This is a genomic window from Candidatus Pantoea formicae, from assembly GCF_011752625.1.
In the GTDB taxonomy this organism is placed as follows: Bacteria; Pseudomonadota; Gammaproteobacteria; order Enterobacterales; family Enterobacteriaceae; genus Pantoea; species Pantoea formicae.
This window is the reverse complement of record NZ_VWXD01000004.1, coordinates 378611-401225: the sequence shown is the minus strand read 5'-3', so window position 1 is coordinate 401225 and position 22615 is coordinate 378611. Positions and strand designations below refer to the sequence as shown.

Genomic DNA, 22615 nt, shown 5'->3' with positions numbered 1-22615 from the left:
GCATCGGGGAAAAGCGAGAATAGCCACACAGTGATTTCTCATCGCGGAGTGCGCAACGCATGATTCATCAGGAACAGTGGCAGCAGTTGGTGGCGATGATTGCGCGCCATACCCCGGAAGATGGCCGCCACTTCAGCCCCATCGATTTTCTCTCATTTGGCCGAAGCTCCAAACCCACGAGCCTGTCGCATATTGCGACCTGGGCCAGCTTTGCACTGGTGGCGCAAGGGCAAAAAGCATTGCGCATGGGTGAGGACGTGATGCATTACGGACCGGGCGATCTACTGTTAGTGACGCTGGATATGCCGGTGCAATCCTGCGTAGTGCAGGCCACAGAAGAAAAACCGAATCTGGGCGTAGGGATCACCATCAACGAAACGCGCCTGATGCACTACCTCGAACATTTCCCGTTGCAGCAGATCGGCGCAACGGTAACCAATGAACGTGGAATTACGGTACACAAAGTGGCGCCGCCACTGGTCGATGCCGTGATCCGCCTGATTGAGCTGCTGGATCAGCCCCAGGATATTCCGGCGCTGGCACCGTTAATTGAGCAAGAAATTTTCTATCGACTCCTCACTGGTCCAGAAGGGCCACGCATCCTCAATATGGCGTTGACGGAAAGGCCAGGTAACAAAGTGGCGCGCGCGGCACGCTGGCTACGCGAAAACTTTCATCAGCCGCTTAAGATGGATCAACTGGCCAGTAGCGTGGGCATGAGTATCTCGTCGCTGCACCATCACTTCAAATCGGTAACGGCCATGACGCCGATGCAGTATCAAAAGCAGCTGCGTCTTAACGAAGCGCGGCGCCTGATGCTGATTGATAAGTTGGATGCGGGAACCGCAGGGTATCGCGTGGGGTATCAAAGTGCTTCACAGTTTAGCCGCGAATACAGCCGCTTCTATGGGCAATCACCGGCGCGGGATGTGCGCATGGTCGCAGTGGGGCCAGAAGGCCTGTCCCCACCGCAATAAGCTTTACAGTGAGCGTGCTGCTTCCATCGCCAGTGCGAACGAACGCAGACGGGCTTGCGGATCGAAAATCTGGCCGTTGACCATAATCTCGTCTGCCTGAGTTTCGCGTATCAAGGCGGCAAGTCCCTGACGCACTTTGTCACCGTCCCCGACAATCGACATGCTCAGCGCCTGCTGAACACCATATTGCTCTGACGGCGACCACAGATTATCCATGTTCTCGACGGGAGCCGGCAGTGGACCGGGTTTGCCACGACGCAGATTGATGAATTGCTGCTGCATGGAGGTGAACAGGAAACGCGCATCGCGTTCGCTATCCGCCGCCACCACATTGACGCACACCATGGCATACGGCTTCGCCAGACGCGCAGAAGGCTTAAATTTCTCGCGATACAGGTGCAGGGCCTGGAACAGCAGATCCGGTGCAAAGTGGGAAGCAAAGGCGAACGGCAAACCGAGCTGAGCAGCCAGTTGCGCACTGTAAAGGCTGGATCCAAGCAACCACACGGGGATTTTTGAACACAGGCCAGGCACGGGCTGAACCGGCGGATGCTCACCGTCTTCGGCATCAAACCAGCGAATCAGCTCTGCGACATCTTCCGGGAAGCTATCGGCCTGCGCACTGGAGAGATGACGGCGCAGCGCCAGCATGGTGCGCTGGTCGGAGCCCGGTGCACGGCCCAGCCCCAGATCAATACGCCCAGGATAGAGTGCTTCGAGGGTACCAAACTGTTCGGCAATCACCAGCGGCGCGTGGTTGGGCAGCATGATCCCGCCTGAACCGAGGCGTAAGGTTTCCGTATTCGCCGCTAAATAACCGATCAACACCGAGGTCGCCGCACTGGCAATACCAGTCATGTTGTGGTGTTCAGCGAGCCAGTAACGATGAAAACCAAGGGCTTCGGATTGGCGCGCCAGCGCCAGCGAATTGTGGAAAGCATCGCGCGCAGCGCAACCTTGCGGAATGGGTGCCAGATCCAGCACGGACAGGCGAACAGTTTTTTTCTCAGACATGGGCACTCCAGCTTATGATGGCGCAGGTGTTAACCAACCTACGCCGCTCAGTATTACGCATCATTACCCATATTAAAACTGCTAATAAAGGCAGGAATATAGCCGGAATGTGCCTTTATCGACCCCCTTCTAGCGCCATGCCCGCCAGACGTCGCCAGTATCCATTACTGTCGCTGCCCCGCGCCATCATCAGCGGGGCCTCTCCGGCTTCATTGGCGCGGAAGCGATCCACTTCCGCCAGGGTGCTTTCGTCCTGCGGTGACAGGCGCACAATGTCGATCCAGTTGTGCATTCCAGCGAGATCATTCCCGAGGTTATAGCAGTAGCCGCTCATGGTCTGAATGCCATTCAGCACAAACACTTGCTGGCCCTCTTGCGAGAGTACGCGGCGGCCGGTGGGGTAGTGAATGCAGCAAGTCTGGCAATCATCTTTGGCCCGGTTTTCTGAACGTGCAGTGAAGCAGCGTGCCGAAAGCGCCAGCGGTAAATGTCCGTAGCCAAGCACTTCCACCTCAAATTTATCGCGAACCCCAGCAGCATCGCACTGCTGTAATAGCTGGATGAGCCAGTCGCGCGACATCTCTACGGGGATGCACCAGCGTGTCATGCCTTCTTTGAGCAGCAGTTGGAGCGTTTGCGCGTTGTAGACGTTAAGCGTTGGCCCGGCGACAAACGGCAATTGGCGCTCCGCCGCCATATTCACCGTGCCCATGTCGTTCGCCTCCAGCAGGAACTCGCCATTCTCCACATAGCGTCGTAGCTCCTTTACTTCAGACGGCGACTGCAATAACGCCAGCGTGCTGAGCACCACCTGCTTGCCGTGTTGCGCCAGCATGCGCCCCATTTCCATCCATTGATGAAATGAGGTCGCGCGCCGTTTACTGCAGACGGCTTCACCGAGATAGATAATCTCGGCATTGCTGGCCGCAGCCTGCTGATAAAAATGTTCCAGTGTGTCCGTTGGCCAGTACCACAGCACCGGCCCAATGGCGTATTTCATCACTTCTCCTTACTGCCAGTCGCGGTGATAGGCACCGAGCGTAGTCTGGCTGCCTTCCGAAAGCTCACCGAGTGCGCGCATCCAGGGTTCCTGCACCGCAAACTGCTCAGGCGATGACATGCAGCGATCAATCGCCTGGCGCCATACTTTCGCCACCTGTGCCACGTAAGCAGGGCTGCGCTGACGGCCTTCAATTTTTACTGAGGCGATATTAGCGCGCAGCAGTTCTGGCAGCAGCGACAGCGTATTCAGGCTGGTGGGCTCTTCCAGCACGTGATAGCGCTGGTTATCCACTTCATAACGGCCCTTACACAGCGTGGGATAACCTGCACTTTCATCGACACCGTAGCGATCAATCAGCACTTCATTGAGGCGCGACTCCATGCCCTGTGACGTTTGTTGCCAGCGTACGAACTTAGCGGGTGAGCAGGCTCCGGCGCTGTTGGGTGACTCCCCGGTCAGCCAGGAAGAAAGATAGCAGCGGCCTTCCGCCATAATGCACAGGCTGCCAAAGGCAAAGACTTCCAGCGGCACCGGTGTTTCCCGCGCCAGCTGTTTGACTTGATGAATCGACAGCACGCGCGGCAGCACGACACGGCTCAAATCGAAATGGCGATGATAAAAGTGAATGGCCTGCAAATTGGTCGCCGACGCTTGCACAGAAAGGTGGCGTTCTACCTGCGGATAACGCTGCGCGGCATATTCCAGCGTGGCAATATCGGCAAGAATCAAGGCATCAGCACCGTTTTGTGCCGCCACATCAATCGCCGTTTGCCAGCGATTCATCCCATCAGGATGGGCAAAGGTATTAATGGCCACGTGCAGCTTGCGACGGTGCTGATGCAGGAAACGCGCCGCTTCAGCCAGCTTCTTGTCAGTAAAATTAAGGCCAGCAAAGTGGCGGGCATTGGTGTCATCTTTCAAACCGACATACACTGCATCGGCGCCATGCTCCACCGCCGATTTCAGCGCAGGTAAATTCCCCGCCGGACACAGCAGTTCCATACATTTCCTCCCCGAATTCCGAAGCGTTAAAGTGTAGGGAAGGCGACAAGCGTGAATGTTGATTTAAGGCAGTGAAAGCGCCATTCATCATGCAGAGTGAAGAATAATTAACCAATCGTTAAGCGATTTCCTTGATCTCAGTGGAGGCGAAGGGCCGAGGATGTGGCAATATAAGTAAAATTTTCTGTAGGGATTGATGATTATGCTCACGCGCTTACGCGGCCTGATTGTGGAAAAAGGCCCAGAATTCCTTGCCTTACCTGTCTCATTTACCCCTTTCCCTGTAAAAAAATTGGTTTTGCAACAACTCTTAAACTGGCAATTTCGTCATGCTTTGTCCGAAGGTGAGTTAGACTTTCTGGAAGGGCGCTTTCTGGGAATCGAGATCGCGGATGTGAATCTGCAGTGGATTACCACCTTGCAGAATGGGCGCCTGACCGTTTCACGCGACGCCGAGGCAGATGTCTGGTTCCGCGGTGAAGCCAACGATCTGTTGCTGGTGGCAGCACGCAAAGCAGACCCCGATATGTTGTTTTTTCAACGCCGTTTGGTGATTGAGGGCGACACGGAGCTGGGTTTGGAGGTGAAGAATTTGATGGATGCCATTGAACTGGATGCCATGCCTACGCCTTTGCGCACGGGGTTGCAGCAGCTGGCTGCCTTTATTGAGGCAGGAATGAAACAGGACGCGAAGGCCGCTGAGGCGCGCGCGGGGATCTCATGTTGATTCGTACTGAAATTGGTGTGGATGCGGCGGGCATCGACAGCTTATTGAAGCGTAGTTTTGCGACCTCCGCCGAGGCTGAACTGGTGCAGCAGCTGCGTGAAGATGGTTTATTAACGCTAGGTGTAGTGGCCACGGATGATGAAGGGCAGGTGCTGGGTTATGCCGCCTTTAGCCCGGTCACCTTACAAGGCGAAGACCGCAACTGGGTGGCACTGGCGCCACTGGCGGTGGATGAATCGGTGCGCAAGCAGGGCATTGCTAAACAACTGGTGTATGAAGGGCTCGATTCCCTGAACGAGTTCAGCTACAGCGCCGTGGTGGTATTGGGCGACCCCGAATTCTACAACCCATTGGGCTTCGAACCGGCTGCTCGTCATGGCCTGCACTGTCGCTGGTTGGGTAGCGAAGCAGCATTTCAGGTGTATAAATTAGCGGATGATGCATTTACGGGTGCGGAAGGGTTAATCGCTTTCTCCGAACCCTTTAATCGTTTCGATTAAACCACGCATTCAGGCATGAAGGCTGCTGCGATACCAGCAGCAGCTTTTTCGTGCGGCTGAGTTGCTTCACCTGATACTCCAGACGCGAAGCGGCCGAGCGGTCGCCTGCATCGCAATTAAACACCAGCGTCAGCGGACCCTTGCCACGCAATGCGCGCGCACCTTTCCCGGTTTGATGCTGCTGCAGGCGGCGATGAACATCTGTGGTAATGCCGGTATAAAGCATGCCGGCGGCGGTTTGCAGCATATAGAGCTGCCAGCCCTGTTGCATATGACTTTTCCTGTTCAATGGCTGTTGGGCAGTGTAGCGCGCTTAGGCTAGCCTCGCTATCTGCCGCATGGAGTTGCATTGTGTCTGACCATTCTCATCTTATTCGTTTTCTTAAAAAACAGCGTGCGCTGTCATTATGTGCCAGCAATGGCGACGATCTGTGGTGTGCCAACTGCTTTTACGTGCTGGATGAAACACGGATGGCGTTTTGGTTGATGACCGAACCGGATACGCGACACGGCATGTTAATGCAGGCCCAGCCGCGCATCGCGGGCACAGTCAACGGCCAGCCAAAAACCGTGCTGTTAATCAAAGGCGTACAGTACAGTGGCCGTATTCAGCAGCTTACTGGAGAGCGTGAAGTGCAGGCGCGCCATGCCTACCAGAAACGTTATCCGATTGCCCGCAAGGTTCAGGCACCCTTGTGGGAGATTATGTTGGATGAGCTGAAGATGACCGACAACGCGCTGGGCTTCGGCAAAAAAATCCTTTGGCAGCGCGATAAATCCGGCGAAAGTTAATTTTCCGCGCCCGATCAAACTTACGCTAACTTTGCATAGCAGATTCCAATAACCTGAATAACACTATGGATTAACCGCCGCGCCTCCCGGTGCGGCATACGTTATTCTGTAGAATACGGATTCTGTTATGACCCAACTCGCATCTTCTGCACCAGCGGCGCGCTTCGCATGGTGGAAACCTTTGCTGTTTCTCGTCGTGGTGGTTATCGGCCTGTGGTACGTCAAGTGGCAGCCCTATTACGGCAAGGCCTTCACGGCGGCTGAAACCCATTCAATCGGCAAATCCATTTTGGCGAATGCCGCGGATTCACCGTGGCGCGCGGCGCTGGATTACGCGATGGTTTATTTCCTCGCGGTCTGGAAAGCCGCTGTGCTAGGTGTGATTTTGGGCTCGCTGGTACAGGTGCTGATCCCGCGCAACTGGCTGCTGCACCTGATGGGCAACTCGCGGTTTGGATCGACGCTGATCGGCACCGGTTTAGGCTTGCCGGGCATGATGTGCACCTGTTGTGCAGCGCCGGTGGCGGCGGGTTTGCGTCAGTCGCAGGTGTCGAGCGGGGCGGCGATGGCCTTTTGGCTGGCCAATCCGCTATTAAATCCCGCCACGTTAATCTTTATGGGATTTGTGCTGGGTTGGCACTTCGCGGCGATTCGGCTGGTGGCGAGCTTAATCATGGTGCTGGGCATTGCATCGCTGGTGCAGCGTAGCGTGCCAGATAGCAGGGTCGCAGCGCCTGTGGTGATGGCTGCAAGCATTGATCAGCCATTCCTTGCTCGCTGGCTGGGCGTGATGTGGCGGCTGTTCTGGAACACCATCCCGCTGTATATCACTGCCGTGCTGTTATTGGGCGCTGCGCGTGTCTGGCTGTTCCCGCATGCCGATGGTGCGGTGGGCAATACGCTGTTTTGGGTGATGCTGATGGCGATAGCGGGCTGTTTGTTTGTCATTCCCACCGCTGCAGAAATCCCGATTGTGCAGACCATGATGCTGGCGGGCATGGGGATCGCGCCAGCGCTGGCGCTGCTAGTCACCTTACCCGCCGTGAGTGTGCCATCGCTACTGATGCTGCACCGTGCCTTCCCGGCGCGCGCCTTGTGGATCGCGCTGATTGGCGTGGCGCTCAGCGGCATCATCCTCGGCACACTCGCCCTGTGGCTGACGTAAATACCAGATCTTCTGATTGCGGCTGCCGCGCCACAGCAGCCGCGCATCTTTCTCCGCTTCCACAAACCGGCCATCGATCAGCACATCAATTTCAGCCACCACTTCACGCTGCGCTGCGCTAAGTTCTGCCATCTCATAACCTGTCCACAGCCAGATATCCTTGTCCGGGCATTCACGGCGCACACGTTTCACCAGACGGCGGATGTGCGGCACATTGTGCGGATGAAGTGGATCGCCGCCGCTGAGCGACAACCCCTGACGTGGAATGCGCTGATCCTTGAGATCGGCTATCAGCTGCTCCTCCATCTCCAGCGTGAAGGGATTACCGGAATCGAGCCGCCAGGTGCTCTGGTTGTAACAGCCGCGACACTGATGCTCGCACCCGGCGACAAAGAGCGTGCAGCGCGTGCCCGGCCCGTTGACGATATCGACGGCGTAATAGCGATGAATACGCATCATCCTAACTGTCCGGTATCCAGATGTTTAACGCGACGCTGTACCTCTTCCTGCTTACCGGCGTTAAAGGGGCGCGCGTCGGGGCTGCCCAGATAACCACAGACGCGGCGCGTGACGGAGACGCGAGCCGGATCGTGGTTTCCGCAGCTCGGGCAGGTAAAGCCTTTACTGGTGCAACTGAATTCGCCGGTGAAGCCGCATTCATAGCACTCATCGATGGGCGTGTTGGTGCCGTAATAGGGCACGCGTTGATAGCTGTAATCCCATACATCCTCCAGCGCCTTGAGGTTGTGCTGAATATTGGGGTATTCGCCGTAACAGATGAAGCCGCCATTGGCGATGGCCGGGTAGGGCGCTTCAAAGTCGATCTTGTCGTAGGGATTCACTTTCTTTTCGACGTCGAGATGGAAGCTGTTGGTGTAATAGCCTTTATCGGTGACCCCTGGCACCACGCCAAACTCGGCGGCATCGAGACGGCAGAAGCGATCGCAGAGATTCTCGCTCGGCGTGCTGTATAGGCTAAAACCGTAGCCGGTCTCGTCTTTCCACGCATCCACAGCAGCACGCAGTCGCTGCACAATCGCCACGCCTTTTTCCCGCAGGTGCTGCGCATCATAAGGATGAACTTCATTGCCACTCAGCGCGTTCAGCGTTTCATGCAGGCCGATGTAGCCGAGCGAGATCGAAGCACGGCCGTTGCGGAAAATCGTGCCGACTTCGTCATCGGCATTCAGGCGAACGCCACATGCGCCCTCCATGTAGAGAATCGGTGCGACACGCGCCTTGGTTTTCTCCAGTCGGGCAATGCGCGTCATCAATGCCCGTTTAGCCAGTTCAAGCCGTTCATCCAGCAGCAGCCAGAAATGAGCTTCATTGCCTTTGGCTTCCAGTGCAATGCGCGGCAGGTTCAGGCTTATCACCCCAATATTGTTGCGCCCTTCATGAATCTGCTTACCGTTTTCCTCATACACGCCGAGGAAGCTGCGGCAGCCCATCGGGGTTTTGAACGAACCGGTGACTTCCACCACCTTGTCGTAATTGAGAATGTCGGGATACATGCGCTTGCTGGCACACTCCAGCGCCAGCTGTTTGATGTCGTAGTTAAAATCATCGGGACGACGATTCACACCTTCGCGGATGGCGAACACCAGTTTCGGGAACACCGCGGTTTTATGGTTTTTACCTAATCCCGCAATGCGGTTGCGTAGAATCGACTGCTGAATCAGGCGCGCGGCCCAATCGGTGCCGAGACCAAAGCCAAAGGTGACAAACGGCGTCTGCCCATTGGCGGTGTGCAGCGTGTTGACCTCATATTCCAGAGACTGGAATGCGTCATAACACTCTTTCTCGGTGCGTACGCGCGCATAGGCTTCTGCATCCGGGATCTGCCATTCCACAGCCACCGCGCGATGCTTTTCAAGGCTGAGATTCACAAACGGCGCCAGCACTTCATCAATGCGGTTGATGGTGGTGCCACCGTAAATATGGCTGGCGACCTGCGCAATGATCTGCGCCGTCACCGCCGTCGCGGTGGCAATGGATTTCGGCGGCTCGATTTCGGCATTGCCCATCTTAAAGCCATTGTTCAACATGCCCTGAAGATCGATCAACATGCAGTTAAACATCGGGAAAAACGGCGAATAGTCGAGATCGTGATAGTGGATCTCACCGCGCTCATGCGCCAGTACCACATCACGCGGCAGCAGCTGCTGTTGGGCATAATGCTTGGCAACGATGCCTGCCAGTAAGTCGCGCTGGGTGGGGATCACTTTGCTGTCTTTGTTGGCGTTTTCGTTGAGCAACGCGGCATTGGTCTGTTCAACCAGGCCACGAATCGCGTGATGCAGTTTGCCACGCTGTTCACGGGCTAAATCACGGTCATGGCGATATTCGATATAGGCGCGCGCCAGCTGCGGCCAGCGCCCGGCCATCAGCGTCTCTTCCACCGCACACTGGATGTCACGTATATCGACCTCATTGCGGTCGGACAGTCGCTGGCTCACTTGCTCAGCGACCTGAGTACACCAGCTCGCATCCTCTATTTGTGCAGCCCGCGCCGCCGCCTGCACCGCTAGCGCGATACGCTGCGCTTCAAACGGCACTCTGCAGCCGTCACGCTTAATTACCACCGTCGCCATTTCTTCTCCGTGAGACTATATATGGGCATTTATGGAGAGTGTAATCGCTACATGTGGTGTTTTGGCGGAAATTAATCGCGCCGTTTTTGACCTGCCGCAAAGAAGGCATAACGAAGTTTGAAAGCCGCACAATGGTTAAGCGGACTAAACTTCAAAAGTTTTAAGCTGCCCAAACTTCGACCTCGTACAACTTGATTTGCGATGCGAAGCAGGTTTAATGGTTTTTTTGCCTATTTTTGGCCCGTCATTATTCACAAGGATGCCTTACATGCCTCTGCAACGAACGCTGCTCGCCTGTTGTTTATCCCTGACTTTCTCTTCTATTGCCGCACCGATTAACGATCTGCCATTGATGCCCTGGCCGCAAAAAGTGGTGCAGCCTGCCAGCGGCGGCGCATTGACGCTGACACCGCAATTTACGCTGCATATTACGGGCGATCATCTGGAGGGGGCTGAAGCGCGCTGGCGTGCGCGCATTTCACGTCAAACCGGTTGGCCGCTGCTGCCCGCCAGTGCGCCGAGCGATCAGGCCACCCTTCAGGTGCAAATCGCTCAGGCAGTAGATCCCTTGCCACAACCGGACAGCGATGAGAGCTACCATCTTGAGGTCAACAGCAGCGGCGTGATACTCAAAGCCAACACGCGTTTCGGTGCCATGCGCGGCATGGAAACCCTGCTACAGCTGATTGAAAATAATGAGACGGGAACGCAGATCCCTTACGTCACCATTGACGACAAACCGCGTTTCCCGTGGCGCGGGGTGCTGATCGATTCGGCGCGCCATTTCCTGCCGATTGAAACGGTGAAGCGGCAGATCGACGGTATCGCCGCTGCGCGTATGAACGTGTTCCATTGGCATCTGACCGACGATCAGGGCTGGCGATTTGCCTCCAGCCACTATCCGCAGTTGCAGGAGAATGCCAGCGATGGCTCGTATTACACGCAGCAGCAGATGCGGGATGTGGTGCGTTACGCCACCCAGCGCGGCGTGCGCGTGGTGCCAGAAATTGATGTGCCAGGGCACGCCTCGGCGATTGCAGTGGCGATGCCAGAGCTGCTCAGCGCACCGGGCCCGTACAAGATGGAACGCGGCTGGGGCGTGTTTAAACCGCTGCTCGATCCCAGCAACGAAGCGGTCTTCACCTTCATCGATACGCTAATGGGCGAGGTTACGGCGATCTTCCCCGATCCTTATATCCATATCGGCGGCGATGAAGTGGATCCGACCCAATGGAACGACTCGCCAAAGATTCAGCAGTTTATGCGCGACCATGGTCTGAAGGACACACACGCATTACAGGCGTGGTTCAATCAGCGAGTGGAGAAGATCCTGGAAGCGCATCAGCGCCGGATGATTGGCTGGGATGAGGTTTACCATCCGGACCTGCCGAACAGCATTTTGATCCAGTCCTGGCAGGGACAGGATGCACTCGGTGAGGTGGCGAAGCACGATTTCCGTGGCATTCTCTCAACCGGTTTCTATCTCGATCAGCCACAGACGGCTGCTTATCACTATCGTAACGAGCCCTGGCCGCAAGGGCTTAATGGCCAGGACCAGATTCAGGCCGGTGAACAGACGCAGAGCTGGCAGTTCACCATGCCGCGCCTGAAAGGCAGCCCGGTAAAAGGCAGCTTTACGCTGGTGGAAGGTAAAAAGGGTTGGCGGGGCTTTATTGACTTCAACGGTAAAGCGCGTCGCATGGTGAGTGGTATTCGCTGGTTATCGCCGACGCAGCTGACCTTTAATGTCGATACCTGGATGGGCCCTTTCCAGCCCATCGTGACCTTAACGCAGGATAAATTAACCGGCTATATGCTGGTAGGCAATGTGCGTTATCCCACCGAGGGCAGCAAACTCGCGCAGGTGCCCACCGGCATTCAGCCTTCCGTGCCGACGCCAGAGCAAATGCAAAACAACCTGATCGGCGGTGAAGCCGCGCTGTGGGCGGAAAACGTCAACAGCCGGGTGATCGATACGCGTTTATGGCCGCGTGCCTTTGTCGTGGCTGAGCGGCTGTGGTCTGCCAAGGATGTCACCGACAGCGACAACATGTATCAACGCTTAAATGCGGTGGATCGTTGGGGGGCGGTGTCTGTGGGACTGCAACAGCATCAGCAGGCGGAAGTGCAAATGATGCGACTGGCAAACACGACGGATATCGCACCGTTGCGCGTGTTGGCAGAAGTGCTGGAACCGGCACAGTATTACACTCGCCAGCACTTGAAGTTCCAGGCAGGGCATTATGATTACTTCGAACCACTCAACCGCCTGGCGGATGTGTTGCCCGCCGAGAGCGAACCCGTGCGCCAACTGGATAAGCAGGTGGATGCGCTGATGGCGAACCGAGAAGATCGGGTGGCTGCTGACGCCATTCGCCAGCAGTTGCAACGTTGGCAGAACAACAGCGATGCCGTGATGCCGCTGGTGTTGGCTAACTACCAACTTAAACCGTTGCAGCAGCAGGTGCAGCAGGTGGCGCAGTTGAGCCGTATGGGGCTGGATCTGGTCAATGCGATGCAGCGTAATCAGGCATATGGTGCGAGTGAAGTGGCTGAGATGCGCGCCAAACTGGACGCTGCGGCAGAAGTGCAGGATGAAACGGTGCTGGCGTTGGTCAGGCCGCTGGAGAAGTTGTTGAGGTCATCGAAGTAGAGACCAAACGCGCTGCCGCCAACGGGCGGTGGGGCGTTTTAATGCAGTATAAAGTACATCAGCGAACATCAATCAACTCACTGAGTCCTCTCCTGCTTTGGCGTGAGAGGACTCAGTGAAGACAACAGATTGCCTGGCGCCGATTAACGACGTACAGCAATTGCCTCGATTTCAATCTTCACGTCTTTTGGCAGACGCGCCACTTCCACGCATGAGCGTGCTGGGAAGCTGGCGTTATGCTCGGTAAAGAAGGCCTCATAGGTCGCATTCACGGTTGCGAAGTCATTGAGATCTTTTACAAACACGGTGGTTTTCACAATGTCGCCCACTTTCAGGCCAGCGGCTTCAACAATCGCCTTCACATTTTCCAGCGACTGACGCGCCTGTGCAGAGACATCATCTGCGACGGCACCGGTTGCCGGATCGACAGGAATCTGACCTGAAGTGATGATCATACTGCCGAGATCCACGCCCTGCACGTAAGGGCCAATCGCTGCGGGTGCTTTTTCTGTGCTGATTTCGCGAGACATTGTTTCTCCTTAGAAGTACGCGACCAACCAATGTCAGCCGCGAAATGGTTTGCCCATTATAGGGAGGATTGATCCGATTACCAGTGACCGAGTACCACGTGGCGCGCGAACTCTTTCTCGCAGTATTTGCACTTCAGATGCACATCGTCATTACGCTGTTTCACCGCAAAGCTGCTGAATACCGGCTCGCTGCGGCTAATGCAGTTGCTGTTCGGGCAGGTGAGGACGCGGTCAATCCGATCCGGCAGTGTTGGCGCGATCTTCGCCACCACTTCGTAATCGTCGATGCGATTCACCGTCGCCAGCGGCGCATACACCGCAAGCTGGTTGATCTGATCATCAGTCAGGAAGGTATTTTCGATCTTGATCAGATCTTTGCGCCCCATCTCGCCGGAAGGCAGATTAAGACCGATGGTAATGCGTTGATCGGTCTCGGTCAGGCGAAACAGTGACAGTAATTTAAAACCAATCTGTGCAGGAATATGGTCGATTACCGTGCCGCGCTTGATGGCTTCAACCTGCAATTTATTATCGTGAGTCATCGGTTTCTCCTTACAGTGCCAGTTCGCTATTTAATACCAGTGCCAGCAGTGCCTGGCGGGCGAAGATGCCGTTGCCTGCCTGCTGGAAATACCAGGCGTGTGGCGTGCTGTCGACGTCGGTGGTGATCTCATCCACGCGCGGCAGCGGGTGCAGCACCTTCATGTTGTCGCGCGCACCGGCCAGGTCCGCCGCACGCAGGATGAACTGCGCCTTTACGTTGGCGTACTCTGAAGGATCAAGACGCTCTTTCTGCACGCGCGTCATGTACAGGATATCCAACTCTGGCATCACTTCTTCGATGCTGTCATGGCGCGACCAGACAATGTTCTGCTCATCCAGCATGTCAGTGATGTAGGACGGCATCGCCAGTGCATCCGGCGCGATAAAGTAGAAGCGGTTGCCGCTAAACTTCGCCAGCGCCTGTGTTAGCGAGTGCACGGTGCGGCCATATTTCAGGTCACCGACCATCGCCACGTTAAGATTATCGAGGCGGCTCTGGGTTTCACGGATGGTGAAGAGATCGAGCAGCGTTTGCGTGGGGTGCTGGTTGGCGCCGTCACCGGCATTCAGAATGGGGATGCCGCTCGAGAATTCGGTGGCCAGACGCGCCGCGCCTTCTTGTGGATGGCGCATGACAATCGCATCCACATAGGTGCTAATCACCGAAATGGTGTCGGCGAGGGTTTCCCCTTTTTTGCCCAGCGACGTGTTGCCGCCATCGGCGAAGCCCACCACCGAAGCGCCTAAACGGTGCATAGCACTCTCAAACGACAAACGGGTGCGCGTTGAGGCTTCAAAGAAGCAGCTGGCAATCACGTTGTGTTTCAGCAGTTCCGGCTGGGGATGAGCCTTGAGCTGGGCGGCAGTGTGCAACACCAGCTCCAGCTCATCGCGGTTGAGATCATTGATGGAAATAATGTGCTTGCGATATAGCGGGTTGGCCATAGCGTTCTCCTCTGCGCTGCCGGATTGCGGACAAAAAAAAGCCCCTGCTTAAGGGGCTTTTTTTACGATCAATGGTTGACGGAAAGAAACGGGTGCATCGCCTGTGGTCAGGCGGGGTAGAGCGGCAAATTGTGCGCTGCGCTGTTGCATGTTTCCTCCGGCAAATTGTGGCGCATTATACGCATTCACTGATTTGCATCAAGCAGAAATCGCACGCGAGGTAATCGTTTGCTTTTACTTATTACCCAGTGTCGCCACCATTACCGCTTTGATGGTGTGCATGCGGTTTTCCGCCTGATCAAACACAATGCTATGTGCCGATTCAAACACTTCATTACTCACTTCCATGCCATCATGCAGACCATACTGTTCAGCCATCTGACGGCCCAACGTGGTTTGATCGTCATGGAAGGCGGGCAGGCAGTGCAGGAATTTCACCTGCGGATTGCCGGTCAGAGCCAGCATCGCGCTGTTCACCTGGTAAGGACGAAGCAAAGCGATACGTTCTTCCCACACTGATTTGGCTTCACCCATCGACACCCACACATCAGTGTAGATGAAATCAGCACCTTGAACGCCTTCGCCAATGTCTTCCGTCAGGGTGATTTTGCCGCCGGTTTTCTGTGCTGCAACACGGCACTGTTCCACCAACTGCTCTTCCGGCCAGCAGCCTTTTGGTGCGACAAGACGCAAATCCAAACCTACCAGCGCAGCGGCTTCCAGCATGCTGTTACCCATGTTGTTGCGTGCGTCACCCACATACACCAGTGTCATCTCGCTCAGCGGTTTGCCCGGCAAATGTTCCTGCATAGTCAGTAAGTCTGCCAGCAACTGAGTCGGATGAAACTCCGTCGTCAATCCGTTCCATACCGGCACACCGGCAAATTCCGCCAGCGTTTCCACCAGTTCCTGACCGAAGCCACGATACTGGATGCCGTCATACATGCGGCCAAGAACGCGCGCAGTGTCTTTCATTGACTCTTTATGGCCGATTTGGCTGCCGCTTGGGCCGAGGTAAGTGACGTTAGCGCCCTGATCGTATGCGGCAACTTCGAAAGAGCATCGGGTGCGGGTCGAGTCTTTTTCGAAGATGAGCGCGATATTCTTGCCTTTCAGGTACTGCGTTTCTTGGGCATTTTTCTTAGCGTGTTTTAATTCACCTGCCAGACTTAGCAGGTCGGCGATTTCAGCGGGGGTGAAATCCAGCAATCTCAGGAAGTGTCTCGAATACAGCTGACTCATACAGCGCTCCAGATGGGGGACTAATAATGAATTAAAATTCAATCTAACCGTATGAATATGCATTTTCAACCCCGGCGTTAAGAAACTTTCCGTTTTGTGTAGTGGCGCGCGAGGCAGTGTGGGAAAATAATTGCATTCACGTCGAACATTTTGAGGACACGCACATGGCATATGAAGCATTGCTGGAAGAACAGCGCGAAGAAACCCGCCTGATCATTGAAGAGTTGCTGGAAGACGGCAGCGATCCGGATGCGCTTTACACTATCGAGCATCACCTCTCTTGCAACAACTTCGACTCACTGGAGAAAGTCGCGGTTGAGGCTTTCAAACTGGGCTTTGAAGTGAGCGAGCCAGAAGAGCTGGAGCTGGAAGAGGGCGGCACGGTGATGTGTGTGGATATCCTGAGTGAAGGCGCATTAAAGCCAGAGCTGATTGATGCACAAGTTGAGCAACTGGTTAATCTGGCCGGTAAGTTCAACGTTGATTACGACGGTTGGGGCACTTACTTCGAAGACCCGGACGCGGAAGATGAAGACGACGATGGTGATTTCATCGACGACGAAGAAGACGACGGTGTGCGTCACTAAGTCTTAAGCGGGCGGCACTCGCCGCCCAGAACCACTTCCCCGCCAGATAAAGAACGCCGATGAATTACGCTCCCCTGTTAGAACCCATTTATGAATTCCTGCATTGCCGCACGCCACAAGCGTGGATTGATGAAGCGCGCAAGCCGGAAAACCTGACGCTGCTATTGACCGATCACATGGTGTGCGAGTTAAAAGCGGCACAAACCGCGGTGTTTATCATTCGTAAGTATGTGGCCGATAAACCCAGTGGCGATGCCATTCTGGCGTGGCTCAAGCCGTACGAAGATTTCATCTATCGCGATGAGCCGGACAGCAACTTTATCAATGCGCACAAGAATCTGACCAAGAGCATCATCGTGCGTAATGAACTGCCGTGGGCGGATGACTTAGTCGAGATGATGATTCTGCTGATCAAAGAAGAGCTGCATCATTTTTATCAGGTGTGGGAAATCATGCAGTCGCGGCGTTTGCCGTATCGCAAAATCACTGCCAGCCGCTATGCCAAAGGGCTGATTCGTGAAATCCGTACGTTTGAACCTGAAGCGCTGGTGGATAAGCTGATTTGCGGAGCCTATATCGAAGCGCGATCCTGTGAGCGTTTTGCCAGCCTGGCGCCGTATCTGGATGATCAACTGCAGAAGTTCTATATTTCGCTGCTGCGTTCTGAAGCGCGCCACTATCAGGACTACCTGAAGCTGGCGGAACAAATTTCTGCGAAGGATATTGCACCGCGCGTACAGGCGTTTGGTGCAGCAGAAGCGAAATTAATCAGCGAGCCTGATGGTGAGTTGCGTTTCCATAGCGGTGTGCCCGCATTTTAAAGCGAGTGCGCAACCCTGCGCACTCATCACAACACCTTCAGCATCCGCACTTCACAATCGCCGTGCCCGGTACAACCCATCGCGTTATCAATCAGCTCAAATCCCAGTGATTCATACAGCTTAATCGCGCGGGTGAGGGTGCCGGTGGTTTCCAGGTAGCAGCGACGAAAGCCCTGCTGACGCGCATAATCCATCGCCCGCAACGCGAGCGCGCGTGCCAGTCCTAAACCGCGCACTTGGGGCAGGAAGTACATCTTCTGCAATTCGCAGATGTCCGGCGCGCTACACGCCAAAGGTGCCACGCCGCCGCCGCCCACGACAACGCCTTCATGCTCGACGATCCAATACGCACTGTTCTCTTCACTATACAGCTCGAACAGACGGTCTAGATTCGGATCGGACACGGTGTAGCCTTTATCGGCCGTCAGGCCGAATTCAGCGGACACATCACGGATCACTTGGGCAATGAGCGGGTTATCGGCAGCGACAATCGGGCGCACCTGCAAATTCAATGGCGTAGCGGTGGTCATCATTCTCTTCCGGTGTAAAAAAGCCGGGCAGTGCCCGGCTATGATTTAGCAATTGGACTGATGCGCTTACAATGCCGCAATCACGCCCTGCTGTTCAATCAGTTTTGCTTTTGATTGTTCCAGCTCAACAATACGATCGCGCTCTTTGGCCACGACCGCTTCCGGTGCACGTGCCACAAAGCCTTCGTTCGCCAGTTTGACCTGGATCTTCTCAATCTCAACATCCAGCTTGGCCAGCTCTTTCGCCAGACGCTCCAGCTCGGCTTCTTTGTTGACCAGATCCGCCATTGGAATCAGCAGCTCAGCGCCTTCAACGATCTTGGTGACCGAGATTGGACCTTTCTCGCCTGTAGGCAGAATGGTCAGGCTTTCCAGACGCGCGAGGCGTGACATGAAGCTACGGTTCTCATCAACACGACGCTGCGCGGTTGGCGAGCAGTCACGCAGCAGCACATCCAGCGGTTTACCCGGTGCGATGTTCATTTCAGCACGGATGTTACGCACTGCCACGATCGCCTGCTTGATCCACTCGATATCCGCTTTGGCTTCCACATCTTCTTTTGCCGCGTCAAACTGCGGGAACGGCTGCAGCATGATGGTGTCGTGATCGATGTTCTTCAGACCTTTGACACGCTGCCAGATGGTTTCGGTGATGTAAGGAATGATTGGGTGCGCCAGGCGCAAGACCGCTTCCAGCACGGTAACCAGCGTATTACGCGTGCCGCGCAGTTCCGCTTCGCTGCCGTTGCTCATCACTGGCTTAGTCAGCTCCAGATACCAGTCACAGAACTGGTTCCAGGTGAAGTCATACAGAATGTTGGCAGCGATATCAAAGCGATAGCTGTCCAGCGCTTCACGATAAGCTTTCACGGTGCTGTTGAATTCGGTCAGAATCCAGCGATCGGCCAGTGACAGCTTCAGTTCGCCGCCGTTCTGGCCGCAATCGTGCTCTTCGGTGTTCATCAGCACGAAGCGGCTGGCGTTCCACAGCTTGTTACAGAAGTTGCGATAACCTTCAAGACGCTTCATGTCCCAGTTGATGTCACGGCCAGTTGAGGCCAGTGCCGCCAGGGTAAAGCGCAGGGCATCGGTGCCTGATGCCACAATGCCGTCCGGGAACTGCTTCTCGGTACGCTTGCGGATCTTCTCAGCCAGCTGCGGCTGCATCATGTTACCGGTGCGTTTTTCCAGCAGGTCTTCCAGCGAAATGCCGTCGATCATATCCAGTGGATCGATGACGTTGCCTTTCGACTTGGACATCTTCTGGCCTTCTTCATCACGGATCAAACCGGTCATATACACGGTTTTGAACGGCACCTGTGGCTTGCCGTCTTCATCTTTGATGAAGTGCATGGTCAGCATGATCATGCGCGCAATCCAGAAGAAGATGATGTCGAAGCCGCTCACCAACACGCTGGTTGGGTGGAAGGTACGCAGCGCTTCGGTATTCTCTGGCCAGCCAAGGGTGGAGAAGGTCCACAGACCTGATGAGAACCAGGTGTCCAGCACGTCATCGTCCTGGCGCAGCACTACAACGTCAGCCAGGTTATTTTCCTGACGCACTTCGGCTTCAGTACGACCCACATAGACGTTGCCGTCATTGTCGTACCAGGCCGGGATGCGATGTCCCCACCACAGTTGACGCGAGATGCACCAATCCTGAATGTCACGCATCCATGAGAAGTACATGTTTTCGTACTGTTTTGGCACGAACTGGATGTCACCGTTTTCGACGGCTTCCACTGCAACTTTGGCCAGCGGGGCGGTGCGCACATACCATTGGTCGGTCAGCATCGGCTCGATCACCACGCCGCCACGGTCGCCGTAAGGCACGGTCAGATCGTGTGGTTTGATTTCATCCAGCAGGCCGAGTTCATCAACCGCAGCCACCATGGCTTTACGCGCCGCGAAACGCTCCATTTTCTGGAACTGCGCTGGGATCTCATCGGCGCATTCGTCGCTGACTTCACCGTTGGTGTCGAACACTTCCGCACGCTCGCGGATATCGCCATCAAAGGTCAGGATGTTGATCATTGGCAGCTTGTGACGACGACCCACTTCGTAGTCGTTGAAGTCATGCGCTGGGGTGATCTTCACGCAGCCGGTGCCTTTTTCCATGTCCGCGTGCTCATCGCCGACGATCGGAATGCGGCGATTCACCAGCGGCAGGATCAGCTCTTTACCGATCAGATCTTTATAGCGCGGATCTTCCGGGTTCACCGCCACGCCGGTATCGCCCAGCAGGGTTTCCGGACGAGTGGTGGCGACCACCAGATAATCTTTGCCTTCTGCGGTTTTCACGCCATCCGCCAGCGGGTAGCGGATATGCCACATTGAGCCTTTGCTCTCGCGGTTTTCCACTTCCAGGTCGGAGATAGCGGTACGCAGTTTTGGATCCCAGTTCACCAGGCGTTTGCCACGGTAAATCAGATTCTCTTTATACAGGCGCACGAAGACTTCACGCACCGCATTCGACAGGCCTTCATCCATGGTGAAGCGTTCGCGCTCCCAATCCACGGAGTTGCCAAGGCGACGCATCTGACGGGTAATAGTGCCGCCAGACTCTGCTTTCCACTGCCAGATTTTGTCGATGAAAGCATCACGGCCGTAATCCTGGCGAGTTTTGCCCTCTTCAGCGGCGATCTTGCGCTCAACCACCATCTGCGTCGCGATACCGGCATGGTCAGTACCTGCCTGCCACAGGGTGTTTTTACCCTGCATACGCTGGTAACGAATCATGGTATCCATGATGGTCTGCTGGAAAGCGTGACCCATATGCAAGCTGCCGGTGACGTTCGGCGGCGGGATCATGATGCAAAAGCTTTCCTGGCTGATGTCGCCATTCGGTTTAAAGTAGCCCTGCTGTTCCCAGTGCTCGTAGAGCGGCTGCTCGATATCTTGCGGGTTATATGTCTTTTCCATTTCTACACTGTCGTTTGCGGCGGGGGTGGCGTCGCCGTATTCAATTGGAAACCAACGCTGCGATACGCTTTGTAGCGATCGCGCGCCAGTTGTTTTAAGGATTCTTCGTAAGGAACAAAGTCTATCACTTCATGGAAACCAGTAGCAAAATCTGCGAACTGTGGCAGCAGGCTGATCAGCAGGTCTCGTGGCGAACTGCCACGCCGTTGTGGCCAGGCCAGCTCAACCGGGGCACCATAGCGTGGGCCTTCACCCGCCAGATTGTGTGGCACAAAGGCGTTGGCGGGGCGCTGCCAGAGCGCCTCATCCAGGCGATTCGCCTGCTCTTCGTTTTCACAGGCAATCAGAATGCGTTTGCCGTCACGCCAGCGTGTTTCGGCCAGATCGCACACCAGTGCTTCGATGGCGCTAAGGCCGTCGCTGGCGCTTTCCGACTCCATCACATAGAAAGTGGCGTTTTTCATGGCGGGAATATTTCCATTAATGACAGTGGGGCGCATTCTGCGCCCCATGAGTTCATACGTCTATCTTTGAACCGCGATTAATCGTCGCCGTTCAATCCTGCGCGGTTCAACAGGAACTGCGACAGCAGCGGAACCGGACGACCGGTGGCGCCTTTGGCCTTGCCAGAGCGCCATGCGGTACCCGCGATGTCCAGGTGCGCCCAGTTAAACTTACGCGCAAAACGCGCCAGGAAACAGGCCGCCGTGATGGCACCGCCAGGACGACCGCCAATGTTTGCCATATCGGCAAAATTGGATTCCAGCTGTTCCTGATACTCATCGGCCATCGGCAGACGCCAGGCGCGGTCACCCGCTTGTTCCGAGGCGCTGATTAACTCATGCGCCAGCGGATTATGGTTTGACATCAAACCGCTGACGTGATGGCCGAGCGCAATCACGCAGGCACCGGTCAGGGTTGCAACATCTATCACTACTTCTGGTTCGAAGCGCTCAACGTAGGTTAACGCATCACACAGCACCAGGCGTCCTTCGGCGTCGGTATTCAGCACTTCCACTGTTTGGCCCGACATGGTGGTCAGCACATCGCCTGGGCGCATCGAACGACCATCCGGCATGTTCTCACAGCCCACCAGTACGCCGACGACGTTCAGCGGCAGATTGAGTTCCGCCACCATGCGCATCACGCCGTACACTGACGCCGCGCCGCACATGTCGTATTTCATCTCGTCCATCGAATCGGCCGGTTTGATCGAGATACCGCCGGAATCGAAGGTCAGGCCTTTACCCACCAGCACAATTGGACGCGCTTCCGGATCGGTGCTGCCTTTGTACTCAATTACCGACATCAGCGATTCGTTGTGTGAGCCAGCACCGACCGCCAGATAAGCGTTCATGCCCAGTTCTTTCATCTGCTGTTCGCCGATGACTCGTGTGGTCACATTTTTGCTGTACGCATCCGCCAACTGACGTGCCTGCGACGCCAGATACGCGGCGTTACAAATATTTGGCGGCATATTACTGAGGTCTTTGGCGGCTCTCACGCCAGCTGCCACCGCTAAACCGTGCTGAATAGCGCGCTCACCGCTGGTGAGTTCACGACGGGTTGGCACGTTAAACACCAGCTTACGCAACGGACGGCGCGGCTCAACTTTGTTGCTTTTCAGCTGATCAAAGTTGTAGAGCGCTTCTTTTGAGGTTTCGACCGCCTGACGCACTTTCCAGTAAGTATTGCGCCCTTTCACGTGCAGTTCGGTCAGGAAGCACACCGCTTCCATCGAACCGGTGTCGTTCAGCGTATTGATGGTCTTCTGAATCACCTGTTTGTACTGGCGCTCATCCAGCTCGCGCTCTTTACCGCAGCCGATCAACAGGATACGTTCAGACAGGATATTAGGCACATGGTGCAGCAGCAATGTCTGACCGACTTTGCCTTCCAGTTCACCGCGGCGCAGCAGGGCGCTGATGTAGCCGTCGCTGATTTTATCCAGCTGTTCAGCAATGGGTGACAAACGGCGCGGTTCGAAAACGCCCACAACAATGCAGGCGCTACGCTGTTTTTCCGGGCTACCGCTTTTTACACTGAACTCCATGCACTCTCCTGAATC

The 22615-nt window shown here is 55.5% G+C and carries 21 protein-coding genes and 1 pseudogene; 8 read left to right on the top strand and 14 right to left on the bottom strand.

The features are described 5' to 3' along the window. Positions 1 to 59: 59 nt before the first annotated feature. On the top strand, positions 60 to 977 hold the full coding sequence (locus F3J38_RS14440) for an AraC family transcriptional regulator (RefSeq protein ID WP_167139467.1): 918 nt from the start codon (positions 60 to 62) through the stop codon (positions 975 to 977). 3 nt (positions 978 to 980) lie between these two features. Here the strand turns inward: F3J38_RS14440 and F3J38_RS14435 are convergent, their stop codons facing one another. The 3 genes from F3J38_RS14435 to ubiU form a co-directional block, all read right to left on the bottom strand. Beyond that, positions 981 to 1991 carry a luciferase-like monooxygenase gene (locus F3J38_RS14435; protein WP_167139466.1) on the bottom strand — a complete coding sequence of 337 codons (1011 nt, stop codon included), beginning with the start codon at positions 1989 to 1991 and terminating at the stop codon, positions 981 to 983. A 115-nt stretch (positions 1992 to 2106) separates the two neighbouring features. Continuing rightward, positions 2107 to 2991, bottom strand: coding sequence for a U32 family peptidase (locus F3J38_RS14430; protein ID WP_167139464.1), 885 nt, complete (start codon positions 2989 to 2991; stop codon positions 2107 to 2109). Between the two features lie 9 nt (positions 2992 to 3000). Continuing rightward, positions 3001 to 3996 carry a ubiquinone anaerobic biosynthesis protein UbiU gene (gene ubiU / locus F3J38_RS14425; RefSeq protein ID WP_167139462.1) on the bottom strand — a complete coding sequence of 332 codons (996 nt, stop codon included), beginning with the start codon at positions 3994 to 3996 and terminating at the stop codon, positions 3001 to 3003. A 202-nt stretch (positions 3997 to 4198) separates the two neighbouring features. Here ubiU and ubiT point away from each other — a divergent pair, with 202 nt between their 5' ends. Together ubiT and F3J38_RS14415 are read left to right on the top strand one after the other, a co-directional pair. After that, the gene (gene ubiT / locus F3J38_RS14420; RefSeq protein WP_167139460.1) at positions 4199 to 4723 is read left to right on the top strand and encodes a ubiquinone anaerobic biosynthesis accessory factor UbiT; all 525 of its coding nucleotides are present in this window, start codon (positions 4199 to 4201) and stop codon (positions 4721 to 4723) included. Next, on the top strand, positions 4717 to 5223 hold the full coding sequence (locus tag F3J38_RS14415; protein ID WP_034826492.1) for a GNAT family N-acetyltransferase: 507 nt from the start codon (positions 4717 to 4719) through the stop codon (positions 5221 to 5223). The genes ubiT and F3J38_RS14415 overlap by 7 nt, the downstream gene beginning before the upstream one ends. Here the strand turns inward: F3J38_RS14415 and F3J38_RS14410 are convergent. Beyond that, positions 5207 to 5494, bottom strand: coding sequence for a GIY-YIG nuclease family protein (locus F3J38_RS14410; RefSeq protein WP_167139458.1), 288 nt, complete (start codon positions 5492 to 5494; stop codon positions 5207 to 5209). The genes F3J38_RS14415 and F3J38_RS14410 overlap by 17 nt on opposite strands. 80 nt (positions 5495 to 5574) lie before the next feature. On the opposite strand from F3J38_RS14410, the gene F3J38_RS14405 reads away from it, so the two are divergent. Together F3J38_RS14405 and F3J38_RS14400 are read left to right on the top strand one after the other, a co-directional pair. After that, entirely contained in the window at positions 5575 to 6015 is a 441-nt protein-coding gene (locus F3J38_RS14405; protein ID WP_167139456.1) for a YhbP family protein, read from the top strand. 127 nt (positions 6016 to 6142) lie between these two features. Then, the gene (locus F3J38_RS14400) at positions 6143 to 7180 is read left to right on the top strand and encodes a permease (RefSeq protein ID WP_167139455.1); all 1038 of its coding nucleotides are present in this window, start codon (positions 6143 to 6145) and stop codon (positions 7178 to 7180) included. Here F3J38_RS14400 and nrdG read toward each other — a convergent pair. Further along, a pseudogene (gene nrdG / locus F3J38_RS14395) lies at positions 7175 to 7639 on the bottom strand (anaerobic ribonucleoside-triphosphate reductase-activating protein); the annotation flags it as partial. The gene F3J38_RS14400 and the pseudogene nrdG overlap by 6 nt on opposite strands. Further along, positions 7636 to 9774: an anaerobic ribonucleoside-triphosphate reductase gene (gene nrdD / locus F3J38_RS14390; protein ID WP_167139451.1), complete on the bottom strand. Its 2139-nt coding sequence runs from the start codon at positions 9772 to 9774 to the stop codon at positions 7636 to 7638. The pseudogene nrdG and the gene nrdD, both read right to left, overlap by 4 nt. A 268-nt stretch (positions 9775 to 10042) precedes the next feature. Between nrdD and F3J38_RS14385 the strand changes: the two genes are divergently transcribed. Continuing rightward, positions 10043 to 12427, top strand: a complete 2385-nt coding sequence (locus F3J38_RS14385) for a beta-N-acetylhexosaminidase (RefSeq protein ID WP_167139449.1) — start codon at positions 10043 to 10045, stop codon at positions 12425 to 12427. Between the two features lie 143 nt (positions 12428 to 12570). Here the strand turns inward: F3J38_RS14385 and ridA are convergent, their stop codons facing one another. From ridA to argF, 4 genes are all read right to left on the bottom strand, one after another. Beyond that, positions 12571 to 12957, bottom strand: coding sequence for a 2-iminobutanoate/2-iminopropanoate deaminase (gene ridA / locus F3J38_RS14380; protein ID WP_034826478.1), 387 nt, complete (start codon positions 12955 to 12957; stop codon positions 12571 to 12573). A 77-nt stretch (positions 12958 to 13034) separates the two neighbouring features. Beyond that, positions 13035 to 13499 (bottom strand): aspartate carbamoyltransferase regulatory subunit, encoded by a 465-nt coding sequence (gene pyrI / locus F3J38_RS14375; protein WP_084934255.1) that lies wholly within the window; start codon positions 13497 to 13499, stop codon positions 13035 to 13037. A 10-nt stretch (positions 13500 to 13509) separates the two neighbouring features. Next, positions 13510 to 14445, bottom strand: coding sequence for an aspartate carbamoyltransferase (pyrB, locus tag F3J38_RS14370; RefSeq protein ID WP_167139447.1), 936 nt, complete (start codon positions 14443 to 14445; stop codon positions 13510 to 13512). A gap of 234 nt (positions 14446 to 14679) precedes the next feature. Beyond that, positions 14680 to 15687 (bottom strand): ornithine carbamoyltransferase, encoded by a 1008-nt coding sequence (gene argF / locus F3J38_RS14365; protein WP_167139445.1) that lies wholly within the window; start codon positions 15685 to 15687, stop codon positions 14680 to 14682. 164 nt (positions 15688 to 15851) lie between these two features. On the opposite strand from argF, the gene rraB reads away from it, so the two are divergent. Further along, entirely contained in the window at positions 15852 to 16274 is a 423-nt protein-coding gene (gene rraB, locus F3J38_RS14360) for a ribonuclease E inhibitor RraB (RefSeq protein ID WP_034826466.1), read from the top strand. A gap of 59 nt (positions 16275 to 16333) precedes the next feature. Then, entirely contained in the window at positions 16334 to 17095 is a 762-nt protein-coding gene (miaE, locus tag F3J38_RS14355) for a tRNA isopentenyl-2-thiomethyl-A-37 hydroxylase MiaE (protein ID WP_167139443.1), read from the top strand. Between the two features lie 26 nt (positions 17096 to 17121). Here the strand turns inward: miaE and F3J38_RS14350 are convergent, their stop codons facing one another. The 4 genes from F3J38_RS14350 to pepA form a co-directional block, all read right to left on the bottom strand. Then, entirely contained in the window at positions 17122 to 17628 is a 507-nt protein-coding gene (locus tag F3J38_RS14350) for a GNAT family N-acetyltransferase (protein WP_370661725.1), read from the bottom strand. Positions 17629 to 17691: 63 nt separating this feature from the next. After that, a complete protein-coding gene (locus F3J38_RS14345) occupies positions 17692 to 20547 on the bottom strand; it encodes a valine--tRNA ligase (protein ID WP_167139441.1) in 2856 nt (951 codons plus the stop codon). A 2-nt stretch (positions 20548 to 20549) separates the two neighbouring features. Beyond that, positions 20550 to 21011 (bottom strand): DNA polymerase III subunit chi, encoded by a 462-nt coding sequence (locus F3J38_RS14340; protein WP_058971041.1) that lies wholly within the window; start codon positions 21009 to 21011, stop codon positions 20550 to 20552. Between the two features lie 77 nt (positions 21012 to 21088). Then, on the bottom strand, positions 21089 to 22600 hold the full coding sequence (gene pepA, locus F3J38_RS14335) for a leucyl aminopeptidase (RefSeq protein WP_034826455.1): 1512 nt from the start codon (positions 22598 to 22600) through the stop codon (positions 21089 to 21091). Between the last annotated feature and the right edge of the window lie 15 nt (positions 22601 to 22615).